General features: G+C 69.3%; 16 protein-coding genes. 8 read left to right on the forward strand and 8 right to left on the reverse strand.

Annotated elements, in window-relative coordinates; translation table 11 throughout:
• Positions 1–173: 173 nt before the first annotated feature.
• The 4 genes from purH to RS883_RS02115 all read right to left on the reverse strand — a co-directional run bounded on the left by purH (position 174) and on the right by RS883_RS02115 (position 5,871).
• Positions 174–1,745: a bifunctional phosphoribosylaminoimidazolecarboxamide formyltransferase/IMP cyclohydrolase gene (gene purH / locus RS883_RS02100; protein WP_315762194.1), complete on the reverse strand. Its 1,572-nt coding sequence runs from the start codon at positions 1,743–1,745 to the stop codon at positions 174–176.
• A 209-nt stretch (positions 1,746–1,954) separates the two neighbouring features.
• Positions 1,955–3,691: a heparinase II/III family protein gene (locus RS883_RS02105; protein ID WP_315762196.1), complete on the reverse strand. Its 1,737-nt coding sequence runs from the start codon at positions 3,689–3,691 to the stop codon at positions 1,955–1,957.
• Positions 3,688–4,350: a ribulose-phosphate 3-epimerase gene (gene rpe / locus RS883_RS02110; RefSeq protein WP_315762198.1), complete on the reverse strand. Its 663-nt coding sequence runs from the start codon at positions 4,348–4,350 to the stop codon at positions 3,688–3,690. Before rpe ends, RS883_RS02105 begins: the two co-directional genes overlap by 4 nt.
• An 84-nt stretch (positions 4,351–4,434) precedes the next feature.
• Positions 4,435–5,871 carry a diguanylate cyclase domain-containing protein gene (locus RS883_RS02115; RefSeq protein WP_315762200.1) on the reverse strand — a complete coding sequence of 479 codons (1,437 nt, stop codon included), beginning with the start codon at positions 5,869–5,871 and terminating at the stop codon, positions 4,435–4,437.
• A 126-nt stretch (positions 5,872–5,997) separates the two neighbouring features.
• Here RS883_RS02115 and fsa point away from each other — a divergent pair, with 126 nt between their 5' ends.
• Entirely contained in the window at positions 5,998–6,651 is a 654-nt protein-coding gene (gene fsa / locus RS883_RS02120) for a fructose-6-phosphate aldolase (RefSeq protein WP_315762202.1), read from the forward strand.
• Positions 6,652–6,690: 39 nt separating this feature from the next.
• On the opposite strand, the gene RS883_RS02125 is transcribed toward fsa, so the two are convergent.
• The 3 genes from RS883_RS02125 to RS883_RS02135 form a co-directional block, all read right to left on the reverse strand.
• Positions 6,691–7,539: a hypothetical protein gene (locus tag RS883_RS02125; RefSeq protein ID WP_315762204.1), complete on the reverse strand. Its 849-nt coding sequence runs from the start codon at positions 7,537–7,539 to the stop codon at positions 6,691–6,693.
• 98 nt (positions 7,540–7,637) lie between these two features.
• Positions 7,638–8,081 (reverse strand): hypothetical protein, encoded by a 444-nt coding sequence (locus RS883_RS02130; protein ID WP_315762206.1) that lies wholly within the window; start codon positions 8,079–8,081, stop codon positions 7,638–7,640.
• A gap of 80 nt (positions 8,082–8,161) precedes the next feature.
• Positions 8,162–8,944 (reverse strand): crotonase/enoyl-CoA hydratase family protein, encoded by a 783-nt coding sequence (locus RS883_RS02135; RefSeq protein WP_315762208.1) that lies wholly within the window; start codon positions 8,942–8,944, stop codon positions 8,162–8,164.
• Between the two features lie 92 nt (positions 8,945–9,036).
• On the opposite strand from RS883_RS02135, the gene RS883_RS02140 reads away from it, so the two are divergent.
• Complete coding sequence (locus RS883_RS02140; protein ID WP_315762210.1) at positions 9,037–9,477, forward strand: PaaI family thioesterase; 441 nt, start codon at positions 9,037–9,039, stop codon at positions 9,475–9,477.
• Positions 9,474–9,851 (forward strand): PaaI family thioesterase, encoded by a 378-nt coding sequence (locus RS883_RS02145; protein WP_315762212.1) that lies wholly within the window; start codon positions 9,474–9,476, stop codon positions 9,849–9,851. Before RS883_RS02140 ends, RS883_RS02145 begins: the two co-directional genes overlap by 4 nt.
• Positions 9,852–9,908: 57 nt before the next feature.
• Here RS883_RS02145 and RS883_RS02150 read toward each other — a convergent pair whose 3' ends face one another.
• A complete protein-coding gene (locus RS883_RS02150) occupies positions 9,909–11,075 on the reverse strand; it encodes a PQQ-dependent sugar dehydrogenase (RefSeq protein ID WP_315762214.1) in 1,167 nt (388 codons plus the stop codon).
• Between the two features lie 181 nt (positions 11,076–11,256).
• On the opposite strand from RS883_RS02150, the gene rimP reads away from it, so the two are divergent.
• Genes rimP through rbfA form a run of 5 tightly spaced genes read left to right on the forward strand, consistent with a single transcriptional unit; the run spans position 11,257 to position 17,373 of the window.
• On the forward strand, positions 11,257–11,796 hold the full coding sequence (gene rimP, locus RS883_RS02155) for a ribosome maturation protein RimP (RefSeq protein WP_315762216.1): 540 nt from the start codon (positions 11,257–11,259) through the stop codon (positions 11,794–11,796).
• Positions 11,797–11,805: 9 nt separating this feature from the next.
• Positions 11,806–13,452, forward strand: coding sequence for a transcription termination factor NusA (nusA, locus tag RS883_RS02160; RefSeq protein ID WP_315762218.1), 1,647 nt, complete (start codon positions 11,806–11,808; stop codon positions 13,450–13,452).
• 60 nt (positions 13,453–13,512) lie between these two features.
• A complete protein-coding gene (locus tag RS883_RS02165; protein ID WP_315762220.1) occupies positions 13,513–14,220 on the forward strand; it encodes a DUF448 domain-containing protein in 708 nt (235 codons plus the stop codon).
• Positions 14,217–16,943 (forward strand): translation initiation factor IF-2, encoded by a 2,727-nt coding sequence (gene infB, locus RS883_RS02170; RefSeq protein WP_315762222.1) that lies wholly within the window; start codon positions 14,217–14,219, stop codon positions 16,941–16,943. Before RS883_RS02165 ends, infB begins: the two co-directional genes overlap by 4 nt.
• 22 nt (positions 16,944–16,965) lie before the next feature.
• Positions 16,966–17,373 (forward strand): 30S ribosome-binding factor RbfA, encoded by a 408-nt coding sequence (gene rbfA / locus RS883_RS02175; protein WP_315762224.1) that lies wholly within the window; start codon positions 16,966–16,968, stop codon positions 17,371–17,373.
• Positions 17,374–17,393: the final 20 nt, after the last annotated feature.

A 17,393-nucleotide genomic window follows, 5' to 3' on the forward strand; every position in this document is an offset into this window, starting at 1 on the left:
ACGGGGGAGGGTATCGGTTACAACGGCGGTCCGTCTTCCCCCCTCCCGCTTGCGGGAGGGGTTGGGGGAGGGTCTTGCCGCGAGCGCCCGGCCTCGAGAAGAAGGCCCTCCCCTAGTCCCTCCCGCAAGCGGGAGGGGGACCGGTTGTGCGCGCGGCGGCCGGGCGCACCGCCTCAATGCCGGAAGTGGCGCATCCCGGTGAACACCATCGCCAGCCCGGCTTCGTCGGCCGCTGCGATCACCTCGTCGTCGCGGATCGAGCCGCCCGGCTGGATCACCGCGGTCGCGCCCGCCTCGACCGCCGCCAGCAGCCCGTCGGCGAAGGGGAAGAAGGCGTCCGACGCCACCGCCGAACCGATCGTCCGCGGCTCCGCCCAGCCGGCCTTCTCCGCCGCGTCGCGCGCCTTCCATGCGGCGATGCGGGCGGATTCAAGGCGGTTCATCTGCCCCGCGCCGACGCCCGCGGTCGCGCCGTCCTTGGCATAGACGATCGCATTCGACTTGACGTGCTTGGCCACCGTCCACGCGAACCGGCAGTCGGCGAGCTCCCGGTCGGTCGGCTGGCGCTTGGTCACGACCTTGAGGTCGAGGTCGGCGAGCGTGCCGCCGTCGCGCGACTGGACGAGCAGCCCGCCCGCGATCGACTTGATCGCCAGACCCGGGCGCGCCGGATCGGGCAGTTCGCCGGTCAGGAGCAGGCGCAGGTTCTTCTTCGCGGCGAACACCGCCTTGGCCTCTTCATCGGCATCGGGCGCGGCGACGACCTCGGTGAAGATCTCGCTGATCGCGCGCGCCGTCTCGCCGTCGAGCGGGCGGTTGACCGCGACGATGCCACCGAACGCCGACACCGTGTCGCAGGCGAAGGCGGCGCGATACGCCTCTATCAGCGTCTCGCCGGTGGCGACGCCGCACGGGTTGGCGTGCTTGACGATGACGACGGTGGGCGGGCCGTCGCGGAACTCGCTGACCAGCTCCAGCGCCGCATCGGCGTCGTTGTAGTTGTTGTAGCTCAGCGCCTTGCCCTGCACCTGCGCGGCCTGGGCGATGCCGTTCGCACGCGGCCCGCGCGGCAGGTAGAGCGCCGCCGACTGGTGCGGGTTCTCGCCATAACGAAGCTCGTCGCCGCGCGTGAAGGCCAGCGGCAGCGTCGCCGGGAAGCGCTCGCCCTGATCGGCGAAGGCGAACCACTGGGCGATCGCCGAGTCGTATGCGGCAGTGGCGGCATAGGCCTTGGCCGCGAGCATCCGCCGCTGGTCGAGCGTCGTTTCGCCCGCCTCGATCAGGGCATAGTCGGCCGGGTCGGTGACGATCGCGACATAGGCGTGGTTCTTCGCCGCCGAGCGCACCATCGACGGGCCGCCGATGTCAATATTCTCGATCACCTCGTCGCGCTCGGCGCCCTTCGCGACGGTCGCCTCGAACGGGTAGAGGTTGACGACGACCAGGTCGATCGCGCCGATGCCATGCTCGGTCATCGCGGCGGCATGCTCGGGATGGTCGCGCACCGCGAGCAGGCCGCCATGCACCATCGGGTGCAGCGTCTTGACGCGCCCGTCCATCATCTCGGGAAAGCCGGTCAGGTCCGAAATGTCGCGCACGTCGAGCCCGGCGTCGCGCAGCGCCTTGGCCGTGCCGCCGGTCGAGACGAGGTCGACGCCCTTGGCGGCGAGCGCGCGGCCCAGATCGACGATGCCGGTCTTGTCCGAGACCGAAAGGAGCGCGCGGCGAATGGGGATGCTGGTCATGGGCGCGCGGTTAAGCCGGTGGCGGCGTGGGTGCAAGAAGAAGGGGGTCACGCCCGCCATTCTCCGCTCGTGCTGATGCAGTAAGCCGTCATCCCGGACTTGATCCGGGATCCCGCTTCTTCATCTGATCGGCGGAAAAAATGGAAGAAGCGGGACCCCGGATCAAGTCCGGGGTGACGGGAAGGGATTGGAGGTGCGTTCTCCGCGCATCAACGCGAGCGGTGGAAGGCCCAGCTCACGCTCGCCCCGCCGGGCGCGGCTTCGCCCGACAGCACCAGCTGGCGCGTCGCGATCGGGCGGCCAAAGGCGTTGATCCAGAGGCTTTCCTCGATCGCCAGCGCGGCGCCCTTGGCGCGGAACTGCCAGAGGAGCTGGCCGGGCAGGCGCAGGAACGCGGCCTGGCCATCGGCGGTCGGCGCGACCTCGACATCGGGGGCGAGGTGGAAGCGGATCGTGAACGGCACGGGGTCACGGCGCCGGCGACGCCCCTCGGGCAGCAGCATGTCCTCACCGCGCAGGTCGCGACCGTCGTTGCCGAGCGCGAGCAGCCGGCGATGGACCAGGCCGAAGCGGCGGACATAGCCGTTGTGGCTCGCCTCGATCCGGCTGGTCGCCTCGCTTTCCTGGCGCGACAGCTCGACCTCGGCCACGCCCTTGCCCAGCGTGCCGTCGCCGTGGAGCGCGGTGGAGTTCGAGTCGCCCAGCACCAACGTCGAATGCGCCGCGGTCGTGCGCAGCCCTTCGGTAAGCGCGGCGGGCACCTGGACGACGGCCGAGCGTGCGCCGCCGCAATTGACGACGATCCGGCTCTGCCCGTCCGACAGCTCGAAGGCGAGCGTCGAGGCGCAGCCACCATCGACCATTCGCGCGATCGGCGGCGGCGCGGCATCGACGATGACGAGCGTGTTGCCCGCCGACATCCGCTGATAGCCCCAGTCGCGCGCCTGGCGGAGCGGGCGGGTGCGCACGCCCGTCGCCTCGATCGTCTGGACGACGAGCTCGGGGTCCTGCGGGCAGCCGCCCTGCCAGCTCGACAGCGCCTTGTCGGCATGGGCGACGCCGAGCAGCGCCGCGACCATCCGGGGCAGCCGCTCGGCCGCGAATTCGGGCAGCTCCATGCGGCGCGCGGCATAGGTGCCGCGCAGCATCGTCACGAGCTGGATCGCATCATAGAGCGCGGCGGGCGAGCGTCCGACGATGCCGCCATCGTCGGTCAGCGATGCGGCGAGCGCCTTGGCAAGCCCCGCCTCGCCAAAGATGCGGCGCGGATCACCGCCGGGGATCATCAGCCCCGCCGCGACGACGCCGCACCAGGCGGCGATCCGCGGCGCGCCCGCTGGCGCCTTATCGGCGGTGCGGTCCAGGTGCCGCGCGCCGCGCGCGAGCGCGTGCAGCACGTTCGAGCGATAGACGAGGTCGGTCGACGACAGGATCAGCGGCGCGTGCGACGTCCAGTAGAGGATTCGCCGGCCCCACAGGTCGGGGCGCCAGGCGGGCTCGGAGATCGTCGCCCCGTGCGCGGCGATCCACTGGCGCATGATCGATTCGGCGATCGGCGCGCCCACCTGACGCGTCGTCACGCTCGACAGGTCGCGCAGCCAGGCAAAGGCGTGGAGATGCTCGCCATACGCCTTGGAGAAAGCGGGGCGGTCGAGGGCGAGCGCTTCGACGGGCAGTGCCTCGCCGCGGAACATCAGCTTGCCGTCCAGCAGCGCCTGTCCGCGCTCGATATCGCCGAAGAAGGGATCGTCGGCGACGGTCAGCAGCTTGAGCGGATGCCGCCCTTTCAGCTTCAGCGTGTGGATCGGCGTCCGCCAGGTCAGGCGGTGAAAGCGCTCGGCGATGCGCTCCGACAGCGACAGTCCCTGGTCGCCGCCCTGGCGGATCAGCCGCTTGCCTTCCTCGATCCCGTCGGCGCCGGGATCGAGCGGGGGCACATCGTTCAACCGCCCCTCAGCGCGGCGATGTTCGCGGCATAATGATCGGGCCCGCCGCGGAACGCTGCAGTACCGGCGACGAGCGCGTCGGCACCCGCACCGATGACGCGCGCGGCGTTGCCCGGGTCGATGCCGCCATCCACCTCCAGGTCGATCGGCTTGCCAAGCTTGTCGATCGACTTCCTGACCGCCTCGATCTTGCGGAGTTGGCTTTCGATGAACTTCTGGCCGCCGAAGCCGGGATTGACGCTCATCACCATGACGAGGTCGACATCCTCCAGGAGGTAGTCGAGCATCTTGGCCGGCGTGGCGGGATTGAGGACGACGCCCGCGCGCTTGCCCAGCGCCTTTATCCGCTGTGCGGTGCGGTGCGCGTGCGGCCCCGCTTCCGGGTGGAAGCTGATGCAGTCGGCGCCCGCCTCGGCAAAGGCGTCGAGATAGGCGTCGACCGGTGCGATCATCAGGTGGACGTCGAACGGCTTGGCCGAATGTGGGCGCAGCGCCTTCACCACCATCGGCCCGATCGTCAGGTTGGGGACGAAATGCCCGTCCATGACGTCGACATGGATCCAGTCGGCGCCCGCCGTGTCGATCGCGCGCACTTCCTCGCCGAGCCGGGCGAAGTCGGCGGACAGGATCGAGGGTGCGATACGCACGGGTTGCTGCATGATCGCGCTTCCTTAGCAGCGCGGGCGTCGTCGGCAAGGATCGTGCGCGATTACTGCAAAACTTGTCCGCGCAACTTTGCCGGATCAGCCATTGGCGGCGCGCGCGGTGCCGCGACGCTCGCGCTTTGCCTGGTAGAGCGCGGTGTCGGCGGCGTGGATCAGGTCTCGGGCGCCCGCCATGTCGCGGGTGAAGGCGGCCCAGCCGATCGTGCCACCGACGCGCACGGTGCGATCGCCGAGCGGGATCGGCCGCGCGAACAGGTCGAGGAGCCGCGCGATCCGCGCCGGCATCTCGCGCGTCGCCGCGCCCTCCAGCACCAGCGCGAACTCGTCGCCGCCAAGGCGCGCGGGAAAGCTGTCGGTCAGCCACTCGCCGCGCAACCGCCGTCCGTGCGCGCGCAGCACGTCGTCGCCGGCCATGTGGCCATGCGTGTCGTTGACCGCCTTGAACCCGTCCAGATCGATCAAGGCCAACGTCAGCGCGCTGCCGTCCTGCACCGCGCGGGTGATCGCGGTTTCCAGCCGCTGGTCGAACGCGGCGCGATTGGCGATGCCGGTCAGCGCATCGACATGCGCGCTGCGGCGCAGATCCTGTTCGAGGAGGTAGCGGGCGGTCACGTCCTGGAACACGCCGGTCACCTCGACGGTGCGCTCGCCCTCGCGGTCCACCTCGCCCAGGCCGCGCACGCGCAAGCGGCGGCCGCTGGCCGTGTCGAAATCGACTTCGAAGTCGAAGGGCTCGCCCGTTTCGATCGAATGTGCCAGCGCCGAACTGACGATCGCGCGAGCGGACGCCGGATAATAATCGAGTGCGCTGGCAAGATTGGGTTCGAAGTCTTCGGGCACGTCATGGATGCGCCGGACGCCATCCGACCATTCAAGCGCCTCGGTCGCCGGATCGAACCGCCACGATCCGATCATCGCCATCCGCTCGGCCTGGCGGAACACGCGGTCGTGCCGCGCGAGGATCGTCGCCTGCTCGTGCGTCCGCTGCGCCAGCGCGAGCGCTTCGCGCGCCGCGCCGCGCGCGTCGATCAGCGCCTCGGCCAGCTTGGCGAGTCGGGTCAGCGCGGCGCGCTGGTCCTCGGTCAGGTCGCGGGGGCACTGGTCGAGCACGCACAGCGCACCCACCGCGGCGCGTCCGCACGCCGCCTGCGCGACGATCGGCACGCCGGCATAGAAGCGCAGATGCGGCGCCTCGCGCACCAGCACGCTGCCCGCGAACCGCGCATCCAGCTGCGCATCGGGAACGACCATCAGGTCGGGCTGGCGAATCGTCTGGTCGCAGAAGCTCTCGCCGCGCGGCAAGGACGGCGCGTCGACGTTGAAGCTCGCCAGGATGTGCTGGTCGCGCTCGTCGATCAGCGTGATCGCCGCCATCGGCGCGCCGATCAACCGCGCGGCAAGCTCGCTCAACGCCTCGAACTCGGCCTCGGGCGCCGCGCCGATCAGGCCGAGCGCGTGCAGCACCTCGATGCGGCGCGCTTCGTCGAAGAAGGGGGTCGCGGGGGCAGGGCTCATGCCTCAATCGCTACAGCCGAGAGGTTAACGCCGCGTGAGGCTTCCCGCGCAAAATGTTCGCGCTATGCGCGGGCGGGGCCAGCCTGTAGAGGCGCGGGCAACCTTCCCAACGATCGAGGCGCGCCGATGAAGTTCTTCGCTGATACCGCTAACGTCGATGACATTCGCGAGCTGGCCGAGGCCGGTCTGCTCGACGGCGTCACCACCAACCCGTCGCTGATCGCCAAGGCGGGTCGCGACTTCATCGAAGTCACGCGCGAGATCTGCGCGCTGGTCGACGGCCCGGTCTCGGCCGAGGTGGTCGCGCTCGACCATGCCGAGATGATGCGCGAGGCGGAGATCCTCCGGAAGATCGCCGACAACGTCACGATCAAGGTGCCGCTGACGATCGACGGCCTCAAGACGTGCAAGGCGCTGACCGACGACGGCACGATGGTCAACGTGACGCTGTGCTTCTCGGCGAACCAGGCGCTGCTCGCGGCCAAGGCGGGCGCGACCTTCATCTCGCCCTTCGTCGGCCGGCACGACGACGTCGGATTCGACGGCATGCAGCTGATCGCCGACATCCGCCAGATCTACGACAATTACGCCTTCGACACCGAGATCCTGGTGGCGAGCGTCCGCCACCCGATCCATGTGCTGGAAGCGGCCAAGATCGGCGCCGACGTGATGACCGCGCCGCCGGCCGTCATCAAGCAACTGGTGAAGCACCCGCTGACCGACAAGGGCATCGAAGGCTTCATGGCCGACTGGGCCAAGACCGGTCAGAAGATCGGGTGATGGCAGCAGCCGCCCCGGCGCACGCCGGGGCGGCGTCCTTTATCTAGCGGCCAGGTTGCCGCCGCTGGCAATCGGGACGAGCGTTTCGACCGCTTTGGCCGCAACGGTCCAGCGATACAGCGAGTCGGCAAGGTATACGCGGAACTGGATGGGGTCGAAGCCGACCCGCTTGGCACCACCGACGCATCCGCGAGCGCGATCGATCAATCGCGCGATCCGCATTCGACGGTCGGGCGCGCCAACTTCCCCATAGACGATCGCGATTGCCGCCTCTGGCTGTTGCTGCACCAGGCAGGTCGTCACCTTGAAATATCGAAGATCCATCGGGATGCGCAGCTTCGCCCGGGGCTCTTCCCGCGCGACGAAGCGTCGGACGACGGCGGGCTCGTGCAGGGTCTTGGCGTCTAGCCGAAGGTCCGGCGCGTAGCGTTGCAACACGGCGATCAGGACCGCACCGCGTAGTAGAACCCCTCCCTCCGTCGTCGACGATCCGCTTCCCGGAGTCGTGATGTTGCGGCGAAAGGCGGAACTGCCGATCCCGCAGGTCGACGTTTGGACGAACAGCTGATCCTGTTGCCGATCATGAGCCGCGGAGTTGAAAACGCCGTCGACGACACCGCTCAAAAGGGTGGGACTGATCATTGTAGCCGATGCGGCGCAACGCGCCGCCCGCTCCGACTGCTCGAACGCTCGGCCTGTTTGGTCGGGCTTGTAGTTCTCCGTGCTGAAGCCGGTGCGGATCGATTGTTCGAGCTTCAGGTCGCCCTCGGGATCGGCCTCGACGACGATGGCGTCGCCATTCTGCTTTTGCTCTGACGGCGTCTGTGCAGTAGTCGACGAAGCCCCCAGCGCCCAGGCAGCAATCATTATGATGAACCGCTGGCGCATCGTACCCGTGCCTTCTCAGAAGGTCGCTTCGGGAGAGGCTAACCTATCGGCATCAAAAGACAATCCATCCGATACGGATGCCGCCATATTCCGATGGATCAATTGGCCGGCTGGCGCTCGTAGATGATCGTGATGCGATCTTCGGGCTTCGCGACGCGCCAGCTGGTTTCCGAAAAGCTCCTGAGGTCCGCGGCGAGCCGGTTGCGGCCGCGGACCCAGGGTTTGCCGGCGACGAAATAGGTCCAGTCGTAGCTGGTCGGCGACGTCGCGGTGATCGCGAGCGCGCCGCCCGGCCTGGCGCCCGTGCCGCCGTCGGTGGCCGGCTTGCCGTCGAACCGCGTGACGAGCACGCTCTTGTCCTCGACCGACTCCATCCGCATCGCGCCGCCGCCGGCATCGGTGTAGATCAGCGTCTCGGGCTTCATGTCGGGCCGGTCGAGGCGCAGCTTCCACACCCCGAACCAGCCGCTCTTCGCGGGCTGGGTGGCGGCCGTCAGCAACAGCGCGATCAGCGATGCGGCGATCAAGCGTCCGATAGGCATGTTCAGCTCTCCCCCGAGAGCCTGGCATTATGCGCCCAGGTTGCGCCGCGACGCAACGCGTCGTCCTGCCTCTCCTGCGATCAGTCCTCGAACACCGGCGTGCGTCTCGCCATGTTCGCCGCCACTGCCTCCCGCTGATTGGCGCTGCCGAGGAGCGCGCGTTGCTCTGCTTCCTCTGCCGCGAGGATTGCGGCGGGGTCGGCGTCCGCCGCCACGGCGGCCAGCCGCTTGGCCGCGCGGATCGCGTGCGGGTTGCGGTCGGCGATCGCGCGGGCGAGCGTTCGAGCCTCGACGAGCTGATCGTCGGCGAGTCGGGTGACGAAGCCGAGCGCCTGTGCCTCCGCCGCGCCAAACTCTCGCGCGGTATAGACGCACTCGCGCAGATGGTCGTCGCGGACGAGGCCGCGCCACAGCGGAAAGCCGGCCATGTCGGGGACAATGCCCCATTTCAGCTCCATGACCGACAACCGCGTGTCCGGCGCGGCGATCCGGACGTCGGCACCGCTCGCGATCTGGAGCCCGCCGCCGAACACCGGGCCGTGCAGCGCGGCGATCACCGGCATCGGCAGCGCGTGCCAGCCCCAGGCGACCTGCTGGAAGCGATTGGCAATGCCGTGACGCTGCTCGGCGAGCGCGCCGAGATCGCCCGCTGCCGCCATGCTCGCCATGTCGAGGCCGGCGCAGAAGCCGCGGCCGTCGCCCGATAGCACGACCGCGCGCACGGCGCGCTCGCCATCCAGCCGATCGATCGCCTCGATCAGCGCGTCGAACATCGCGGGATCGAGCGCATTGAGCTTGTCCGCGCGGTTCAGCCGCACCTCGGCCACGCCATCGTCGATCGTCAGCAGCACGCGGTCGTTCATCGTCACTCTCCCAGGCCATGGTTAGGCGGGGCGGCGGTCGTCGCCAAGAGCGGCGTCTTGGCGGCGGGCACGCCGCGGGTTAGGCGGACGGCATGGCCGATCCCACGCCCGTCCCGTTCGACCCCGAGCAGTTCCTTCGCCGCGTCCGCGCGCATCATGGTGGCGTGCTCGGCATCTGCTATGTCGCGCATGGCGAGGATTGGGCGGAGCTCGACCTGCCCTGGCGGCCCGAGCTCGTGGGCGATCCGGAGAGCGGCGTGCTCGCCTCCGGCCCGATCGTCGCGCTGATGGATATGGCAACGAGCGTCGCGGTGTGGATGAAGCGCGGCGGCTTCGTGCCGCACGCCACGCTGGACCTGCGCGTCGACTATCTGCGGCCGGCCTCGTCCGGGCGGACGGTGGTGGGGCGCGGCGAATGCTATCGGCTGACCGAGTCGATCGCGTTCGTGCGCGGGGTGGCGCATGACGGCGACCCGGAACGGCCGGTCGCGCATGTCGCGGGCACCTTCATGTCGACCGGAACTTGGTCGTGAGCCTGCCGCCTTACGCCCAGCTGCTTGGACTGAGGGTCGAGACCGATGGTGAGGGGGCGCCGGTGCTGGTGATGCCGTTCGGCGACGTCGTCACCGGGCGGCCGGGCTTCGTCCATGGCGGCGCGATCGGCGGGCTGGTCGAGATGGCGGCGGTGGCGACGCTCCGCCACGCGCTGACCGGAACGGGTGCGACGATCAAGCCGATCAACCTGACCGTCGACTATATGCGCGGCGGCCGCGACCGGGAGACGCGCGCGGCGGGGCGGATCGTCCGGCTGGGCACGCGCATCGCCAATGTCGAGGCGTTCGCCTGGCAGGACGACCGCGAGAAGCCGATCGCCGCGGCCCGGATCAACTTCCTGGTGGTGCGCTGAATTCGGTTCGGGCCGGGCCCGGCGTGGCTCAGCCCGAACGGGTTGGGTTCGTCAGGCTTACTTCGCCGTCAGCTTGAGCAGGCGGCCCTGCGAACCGTCCTCCAGCACCCAGATCGCGCCGTCGGGGCCCTGCTCGACCTCGCGGATGCGCTGGCCCATCGGGAACTGGTCGCCCTTGGTCGCGCTCGTCCCGTTGACGTCGACGCGGATCAGGGCCTGGCTCGAGAGGCCGCCGATGAAGAGGTCGCCCTTCCACTGCGGGAAGACGTCGCCGGTATAGACGATCAGTCCGCCGGGCGAGATCGAGGGGTTCCACGACACCTTCGGCGCCTCGAACTCGGGCCGGGTCTTGTGGTCGGGGATGTCGCGGCCGTCATAATGGTCGCCGTCCGACACGATCGGATAGCCATAGTTGCGGCCGGGCAGGACAAGGTTGACCTCGTCGCCGCCCTTGGGGCCCATTTCCTGTTCCCACAGATTGCCCGCCGGGTCGAAGGCGAGGCCGAGCAGGTTGCGGTGGCCGTACGACCAGACCGCAGGGTGGAAGCCCTTGGCCGTGAGGCCCGGATCACCCGCCGGCTTGCCGTCGAGCGTCAGGCGAAGGACCTTGCCCAGCGTCGCCTTGGGGTCCTGGGCCGGATCGAACTTCTGCCGCTCGCCATTGGTGAAGAACAGGTGCTGGCCGTCGGGGGCAAAGGCGATGCGGCCCGAATAATGGCCGTCGCCCGACACGAACGGCGTCGCGCGGAACAGCTCGGTCACGTTCTCCAGCCGCGCGGTGCTGCCCGATTCGGCCAGGCGCCCGCGCCACAGCACCACGCCCTTGCCACCGCTGCCAGCGACCGATGCGGAGAAATAGACGAGCTTGTTCTGCGCGAATCCGGGCGCGAGCACGACATCCATCAGGCCGCCCTGGCCGGCGCTGTCGACCGACGGGATGCCGCCGACTGGCGTCTTGGTCCGTCCGTCGGCGCTGACGAGCAGGAGCTGGCCTGCCTTCTGCGTCACCAGCATCCGCTGGTCGGGCAGGAACGTCATCGCCCAGGGCGAATCGAACGTGGCGACGGCGGCGGTGTTGAACGGCAGGCCGCCAGTGCTGGCGGTCGGCGTCGGCGTGGGGCTGGCGGTCTGCGTCGGGGTGGGCTCGGGCGACGATGCCGAATCGCCGTCGCTGCACGCGATCAGGGCGACGGCGGCGATCGAAAGGGCAAGGGGGGCACGCATCGACTTCTCTCCCGGCAGGATCGTTTCGCGGCCAACCATGTAGCAGGGCGAGGGTTCCGCATAGACTTGTGTGCGTGCCCCAAGGCGCGTATATGGCCGGTTGTTCTCGACATTGGTGACATTGCCGGGGTCGGAGCCGAAAGGCTCCGGCGCGATACCCGCTTGTCTGCTGGAGTGTAGTTTGACCGACCTTGCCCGCCTGACCGACCTGATCGAACCCGAAGCCAAGGCGCTCGGGCTGTCGCTGGTGCGCGTCAAGTTCTTTGGCGGACGGTCGGACCCGACGCTGCAGGTGATGGCCGAGCGGCCCGACACGCGCCAGCTGGTGATCGAGGATTGCGCCGAACTGTCGCGCCGCATCTCCGACCGGCTGGATGCGCTGGAGGCGGAGGGCAAGGACCCGATCGAGGGCGCGTACCGGCTCGAAGTTTCGTCGCCCGGCATCGACCGGCCGCTGACGCGCCTTTCCGACTATGCCGACTGGGCGGGGCACGAGGCGCGGCTGACGCTGACCGAGCCGGTCGAGGGGCGCAAGCAGCTGACCGGCGACCTGGTCGGGGTCGAGGGAACCGCGATCACCATCGACGTGCGCAAGCACACCGCCATGACCGTCGACTTCGCCCAGATCGCCGATGCCAAATTGCTGCTCACCGATCGGCTGATCGCCGCGACGCAGCCGCTCTCTGTTGAGGGCGCCGACAAGATTCTCACGGAAGGATAACAGACGAAGATGGCCAACGCCGTTTCCGCCAACAGGGCCGAGCTGATCGCGATCGCCGATTCGGTCGCGAAGGAAAAGCTGATCGACCGCGCCATCGTCATCGAGGCGATGGAAGAGGCGATCCAGCGCGCCGCCAAGAACCGCTATGGCGCCGAGATGGACATCCGCGCCAAGCTGGACGCGGGCACCGGCGACCTTCGCCTGTGGCGCGTGGTCGAGGTGGTCGAGGAAGTCGACGACCTCTACAAGCAGGTCGATCTGAAGGGCGCGCAGAAGCTCAAGAAGGATGCCGAGCTCGGCGATTTCCTGGTCGATCCGCTGCCGCCGATCGAGTTTGGCCGCATCCAGGCGCAGGCCTCGAAGCAGATCATCTTCCAGAAGGTTCGCGACGCCGAGCGCGAGCGCCAGTTCGAGGAATTCAAGGACCGCGTCAGCGAGATCATCACCGGCGTCGTCAAGCGCGTCGAGTTCGGCCATGTCGTCGTCGACCTTGGCCGCGCCGAGGGCGTCATCCGCCGCGACCAGCAGATTCCGCGCGAAGTCGTCCGCGTCGGCGACCGCGTCCGCAGCCTGATCCTGTCGGTGCGCCGCGAGAATCGCGGGCCGCAGATCTTCCTGAGCCGCGCGCACCCCGACTTCATGAAGAAGCTGTTCGCGCAGGAAGTGCCCGAGATTTACGACGGCATCATCGAGATCAAGGCGGCCGCCCGCGACCCGGGCTCGCGCGCCAAGATCGGCGTCATCAGCCGCGATTCTTCGATCGACCCGGTCGGCGCGTGCGTCGGCATGAAGGGCAGCCGCGTTCAGGCCGTCGTGCAGGAGATGCAGGGTGAGAAGATCGACATCATCCCCTGGTCGCCCGACACCGCGACCTTCGTCGTCAACGCGCTCCAGCCGGCCAATGTCGCGCGCGTCGTCATCGACGAAGAGGATGACCGGATCGAGGTGGTGGTCCCCGACGACCAGCTCAGCCTGGCGATCGGCCGCCGCGGCCAGAACGTCCGCCTGGCCAGCCAGCTGACCGGCAAGGCGATCGACATCCTGACCGAGACCGACGCGAGCGAGAAGCGCCAGGCCGACTTCGTCCGCAATTCGGAGACGTTCCAGAACGAGCTGGACGTGGACGAGACGCTGGCGCAGCTGCTGGTCGCCGAGGGCTTCTCCGAGCTCGAGGAAGTCGCCTATGTCGAGCTGGACGAGCTGGCCGGCATCGAGGGCTTCGACGAGGAACTGGCGCAGGAGCTGCAGAGCCGCGCGCAGGAAGCGCTGGAGCGCCGCGAGGACGCCTCGCGCGAGGAGCGCCGCGGGTTGGGCGTCGAGGACGACCTGGCCACCATGCCCTATCTGACCGAGGCGATGCTGGTCACGCTGGGCAAGGCGGGGATCAAGACGCTGGACGACCTGGCCGACCTCGCCACCGACGAGCTCGTCGAGAAGCGCCGCGCCGAACCGCGCCGCCGCGGCGAGGAATCGCCCCGCAAGCCCGAGAACAAGGGCGGCATCCTGGGCGAGTACGGGCTCAGCGACGAGCAGGGCAACGAGATCATCATGGCCGCGCGCGCCCACTGGTTCGAGGACGAGCCGGCCGCTCCGGGTTCCGAGGACGAGCCCGCCGCCGATGTGCAGGAGGACGCGAATGCGGAATCCTCGCAATGAGCGCGCCCAAGCTGACCTGATTGCCGCGCGGCTCATCCGCCCCTTCACCGAGGGGGCGGCATGAGCGAGCGTAGCTGCATCCTGACGCGCGAGGCGGCGAACCCCGCCGCGCTCGTGCGCCTGGCGCTTGGCCCGGACGGCCAGGTGCATCCCGACGTGCGCGCCAAGGCGCCCGGCCGCGGCGCGTGGATCGGCGTCGATCGCGGGACCCTCGAGACCGCGATCGCCAAGGGCAAGCTCAAGGGCGCGCTTTCCCGCGCGTTCAAGACCGGCGACATCGCCATCCCCGCCGACCTGCCCACCCGCATCGCTGAGGCGCTGCAACGCGCGACGCTCGACCGGCTGGGGCTGGAGGCCAAGGCGGGCATGCTGCTGACCGGGTCCGACAAGATCGACGAGGCGGCGCGCGCCGGCCGGCTCCACATGCTCCTCCACGCCGCCGATGCGGGCGGGGATGGGACGCGAAAGCTGGCGCAAGCCTGGCGCGTCGGCCGCGATGCGGAGGGGTCGGGTCTGTCGGGACTGGTATTGCCGGTTCCGCGCCCCATATTGTCATTGGCGTTGGGCCGCGAGAATGTGGTACATATCGGCCTGACCGACGCCCGAGCGGCAAAGCGGGTGAGCGAGACGCTCGACCGCTGGCTGCAATTTATCGGATCTGACCCCGCTCCTCAGCCTTGCGAAACCGGCTCGCAGGGCGCATCGGCCGCTTCCACGGTCGTGCGCGGAAACGCCGGAACGAACGAAGGACTTCGAGTACCCGAATGAGCGATACGGACAACGACAAGCCGAAGCTGGGCGCGCGCGCGCCGCTGGGCCTCAAGCGCACGATCGAGACGGGCAAGGTGAAGCAGAGCTTCAGCCATGGCCGCTCGAACACGGTCGTGGTCGAGGTCAAGCGCCGGCGCATGGTCGGCCGTCCGGGCGAGGAAGCGGGTGCTCCCATCACCGAGGCAGCGCCGCCGCCGGCGCCCGTCGCCGCGCCTGCGCCGCCGCCGCCCGCACCGGTCAGCCGCCCGCCGGCGAACGAGACCGCGCAGGAGCGCCAGACCCGCATGCTCCGCGAGGCCGAGGCGCAGCGCATGGGTGCGCTGGAGGAAGCGCGTCGTCGCGAGGAGCGCGAGCGCGCCGAGGCGATCGAGGCCGAGCAGCGCCGCCAGGCCGAAAAGGCCGCGGCCGAGGCCGCCGAGCGCGCCGCTGCCGAGGCGGAAGCCGCCAAGCCTGCGCCCGAGCCAGAGCCGACGCCGGCCCCCGCGCCGCAGCCCGAGCCCGAAGTGGCGCGCGCGGTCGAGGCCGCGCAGCCCACGGCCGAGCCTGCTGCGCCCCCGCCGCCGCCCGCACCGCCGCAGCTGGTGACGCTCCAGCTCGACCCGGGCCTGCCCGCGCCGCGCCGGTTCAGCCCGGTCGCACGACCCGAGATCCCCAAGCCGCAGCCGAAGCCCGAGCCCAAGCAGGAGGCGCCCGCCGCCACTGCCGCCACGCCCGGTTCGACGCAGCAGGCTCGTTCGCTGCCGAGCGGCACGGGCGCCGCGACGCCGCGCCGCGATGCGCCGGCGCGCCCCGCGCCGTCGCGCGACCGCAAGGGCGACGATCGCCGCCAGTCGGGCAAGCTCACGGTCAACCGTGCGCTCAACGAGGATGGCGGCGCGCGTGCCCGCAGCCTCGCCGCGCTCAAGCGTGCGCGTGAAAAGGAACGCCGTGGCCATGGCGGCCCGCGCGAGCCGCAGGCCAAGCAGGTCCGTGACGTCAAGGTGCCCGAGGCGATCACCGTCCAGGAGCTCGCCAACCGTATGGCCGAGCGCGGTGCCGACCTCGTCAAGGCGCTGTTCAAGATGGGCATGCCCGTCACGCTGACGCAGACGATCGACCAGGACACCGCCGAGCTGCTCGTCACCGAGTTCGGTCACAACATCAAGCGCGTGTCCGACAGCGACATCGACCTCCAGCTCGATACGACCGAGGATGAAGAGGGCTCGCTGAGCCCACGTCCGCCGGTCGTCACGATCATGGGTCACGTCGACCACGGCAAGACGTCGCTGCTCGATGCCCTGCGCGGCACCGACGTGGTGCGCGGCGAGGCGGGTGGCATCACCCAGCATATCGGCGCCTATCAGGTGACGCAGAAGGACAAGTCGAAGATCACCTTTCTCGACACGCCCGGCCACGAGGCGTTCACCGAGATGCGTGCGCGCGGTGCCAATGTCACCGACATCGTCGTGCTGGTCGTCGCTGCCGACGACGGACTGATGCCGCAGACGGTTGAGGCGATCAATCACACGCGCGCCGCCGGCGTGCCGATGATCGTCGCGATCAACAAGGTCGACAAGCACGAGGCCAATCCGCAAAAGGTCCGCGAGCGGCTCCTCAGCGAGGAAGTCGTGGTCGAGGAAATGGGTGGCGACACCCAGGACGTCGAAGTGTCGGCGCTCAAGAAGACCGGCCTCGACGACCTGATCGAGAAGATCCAGCTCCAGGCCGAACTGCTCGAGCTGCGCGCCAATCCGGATCGTCCGGGTGAGGGCACGGTGATCGAGGCCAAGCTCGACAAGGGCCGCGGCCCGGTCGCGACGGTGCTGGTCAGCCGCGGGACGCTCAAGGTCGGCGACGTGTTCGTCGTCGGCGCCGAGAGCGGCAAGGTCCGCGCGCTGGTCGACGACAAGGGTCGCCAGGTCAAGGAAGCCGGCCCGTCGGTGCCGGTCGAGGTGCTGGGCCTGTCCGGCGTGCCGATGGCGGGCGATCCGCTGCAGGTGGTCGAGAACGAGGCGCGTGCCCGCGAAGTTGCTGCGTATCGTCAGTCGGTCATCACGCAGAAGCGCACGACCAACGCGCCCGCCAGCCTCGAGAGCATGTTCTCGGCGCTGTCGGCCAAGCAGGCGATCGAATATCCGCTGGTGGTCAAGGCCGACACGCAAGGGTCGGTCGAGGCGATCGTGGCGTCGATCAACAAGATCTCGACCGACGAGATCCGCGCGCGCGTGCTGCATTCGGGCGTGGGCGGCATCACCGAAAGCGACGTCAACGTGGCGGCGGCTTCGGGCGCGCCGATCATCGGCTTTAACGTGCGTCCCAATGCCAAGGCGCGCGAGATCGCCGAGCGCAACCATGTCGCGCTGAAGTACTACGACGTCATCTACGATCTGACGGACGAGATCCGCGCCGGCATGGCCGGCGAGCTCGGGCCGGAGGCGTTCGAGACGGTCGTTGGCCGCGCCGAAATCCGCGAGGTCTTCTCGGCGGGCAAGCACGGCAAGGCGGCGGGTCTGCTGGTGGTCGAGGGCGTCATCCGCAAGGCGCTCAAGGCGCGCATCACGCGCGACGACGTCATCATCTATCAGGGCGAGATCGCCTCGCTGCGCCGGTTCAAGGACGACGTGGCCGAGGTTCGCGCGGGCCTGGAGTGCGGTGTGACGTTCAGCCAGAACTTCACCGACATCAAGGCCGGCGACTTCCTCGAAACCTTCGAGGTCGAGATGCGCGAGCGGACGCTCTGAGCGTCCGCTCCGCGAGGTACTGATGGCACGGCAGCAGGACAGTTCGCCGGAGGGCCGCTCGGTCCGGTTGCTGCGCGTGGGCGAGCAGGTGCGCCATGTGCTGTCGGACGTGCTGATGCGCGGCGACGTGCATGACGACGTGCTCGCCGCGCACAGCGTGAGCGTGACGGAGGTGCGGATGTCGCCCGACCTTCGCCACGCGACGGTGTTCGTGAAGCCGCTGCTCGGCGCCGACGAAGCGGCGGTGCTCAAGGCGCTGCGAACGAACACCGCGTATCTCCAGCGCGAGGTCGCGGGGCGCGTGAACCTGAAATACGCAGCCAGGCTCAAGTTCCTGGTCGACGAAAGCTTCGACGAGGGCGACCGCATCGACGCGCTGCTCCGCGATCCGAAGGTCGCGCAGGATCTGGGCGAGGACGGCGAAGATTGACGGGGACGGCAGTAAGACGC

Source organism: Sphingomonas sp. Y38-1Y, from assembly GCF_032391395.1.
GTDB lineage: Bacteria > Pseudomonadota > Alphaproteobacteria > Sphingomonadales > Sphingomonadaceae > Sphingomonas.

Excerpts from the sequence above, each read along its gene's own strand:
- RS883_RS02130 (WP_315762206.1), bottom strand. The coding sequence starts at position 8,081 with ATGCCTATCGGACGCTTGATCGCCGCATCGCTGATCGCGCTGTTGCTG.
- RS883_RS02135 (WP_315762208.1), bottom strand. The coding sequence starts at position 8,944 with ATGAACGACCGCGTGCTGCTGACGATCGACGATGGCGTGGCCGAGGTG.
- nusA (WP_315762218.1), top strand. The coding sequence starts at position 11,806 with ATGGCCAACGCCGTTTCCGCCAACAGGGCCGAGCTGATCGCGATCGCC.
- RS883_RS02165 (WP_315762220.1), top strand. The coding sequence starts at position 13,513 with ATGAGCGAGCGTAGCTGCATCCTGACGCGCGAGGCGGCGAACCCCGCC.
- RS883_RS02140 (WP_315762210.1), top strand. The coding sequence starts at position 9,037 with ATGGCCGATCCCACGCCCGTCCCGTTCGACCCCGAGCAGTTCCTTCGC.
- RS883_RS02125 (WP_315762204.1), bottom strand. The coding sequence starts at position 7,539 with ATGCGCCAGCGGTTCATCATAATGATTGCTGCCTGGGCGCTGGGGGCT.
- purH (WP_315762194.1), bottom strand. The coding sequence starts at position 1,745 with ATGACCAGCATCCCCATTCGCCGCGCGCTCCTTTCGGTCTCGGACAAG.
- rpe (WP_315762198.1), bottom strand. The coding sequence starts at position 4,350 with ATGCAGCAACCCGTGCGTATCGCACCCTCGATCCTGTCCGCCGACTTC.
- RS883_RS02150 (WP_315762214.1), bottom strand. The coding sequence starts at position 11,075 with ATGCGTGCCCCCCTTGCCCTTTCGATCGCCGCCGTCGCCCTGATCGCG.
- rbfA (WP_315762224.1), top strand. The coding sequence starts at position 16,966 with ATGGCACGGCAGCAGGACAGTTCGCCGGAGGGCCGCTCGGTCCGGTTG.
- infB (WP_315762222.1), top strand. The coding sequence starts at position 14,217 with ATGAGCGATACGGACAACGACAAGCCGAAGCTGGGCGCGCGCGCGCCG.
- RS883_RS02115 (WP_315762200.1), bottom strand. The coding sequence starts at position 5,871 with ATGAGCCCTGCCCCCGCGACCCCCTTCTTCGACGAAGCGCGCCGCATC.
- fsa (WP_315762202.1), top strand. The coding sequence starts at position 5,998 with ATGAAGTTCTTCGCTGATACCGCTAACGTCGATGACATTCGCGAGCTG.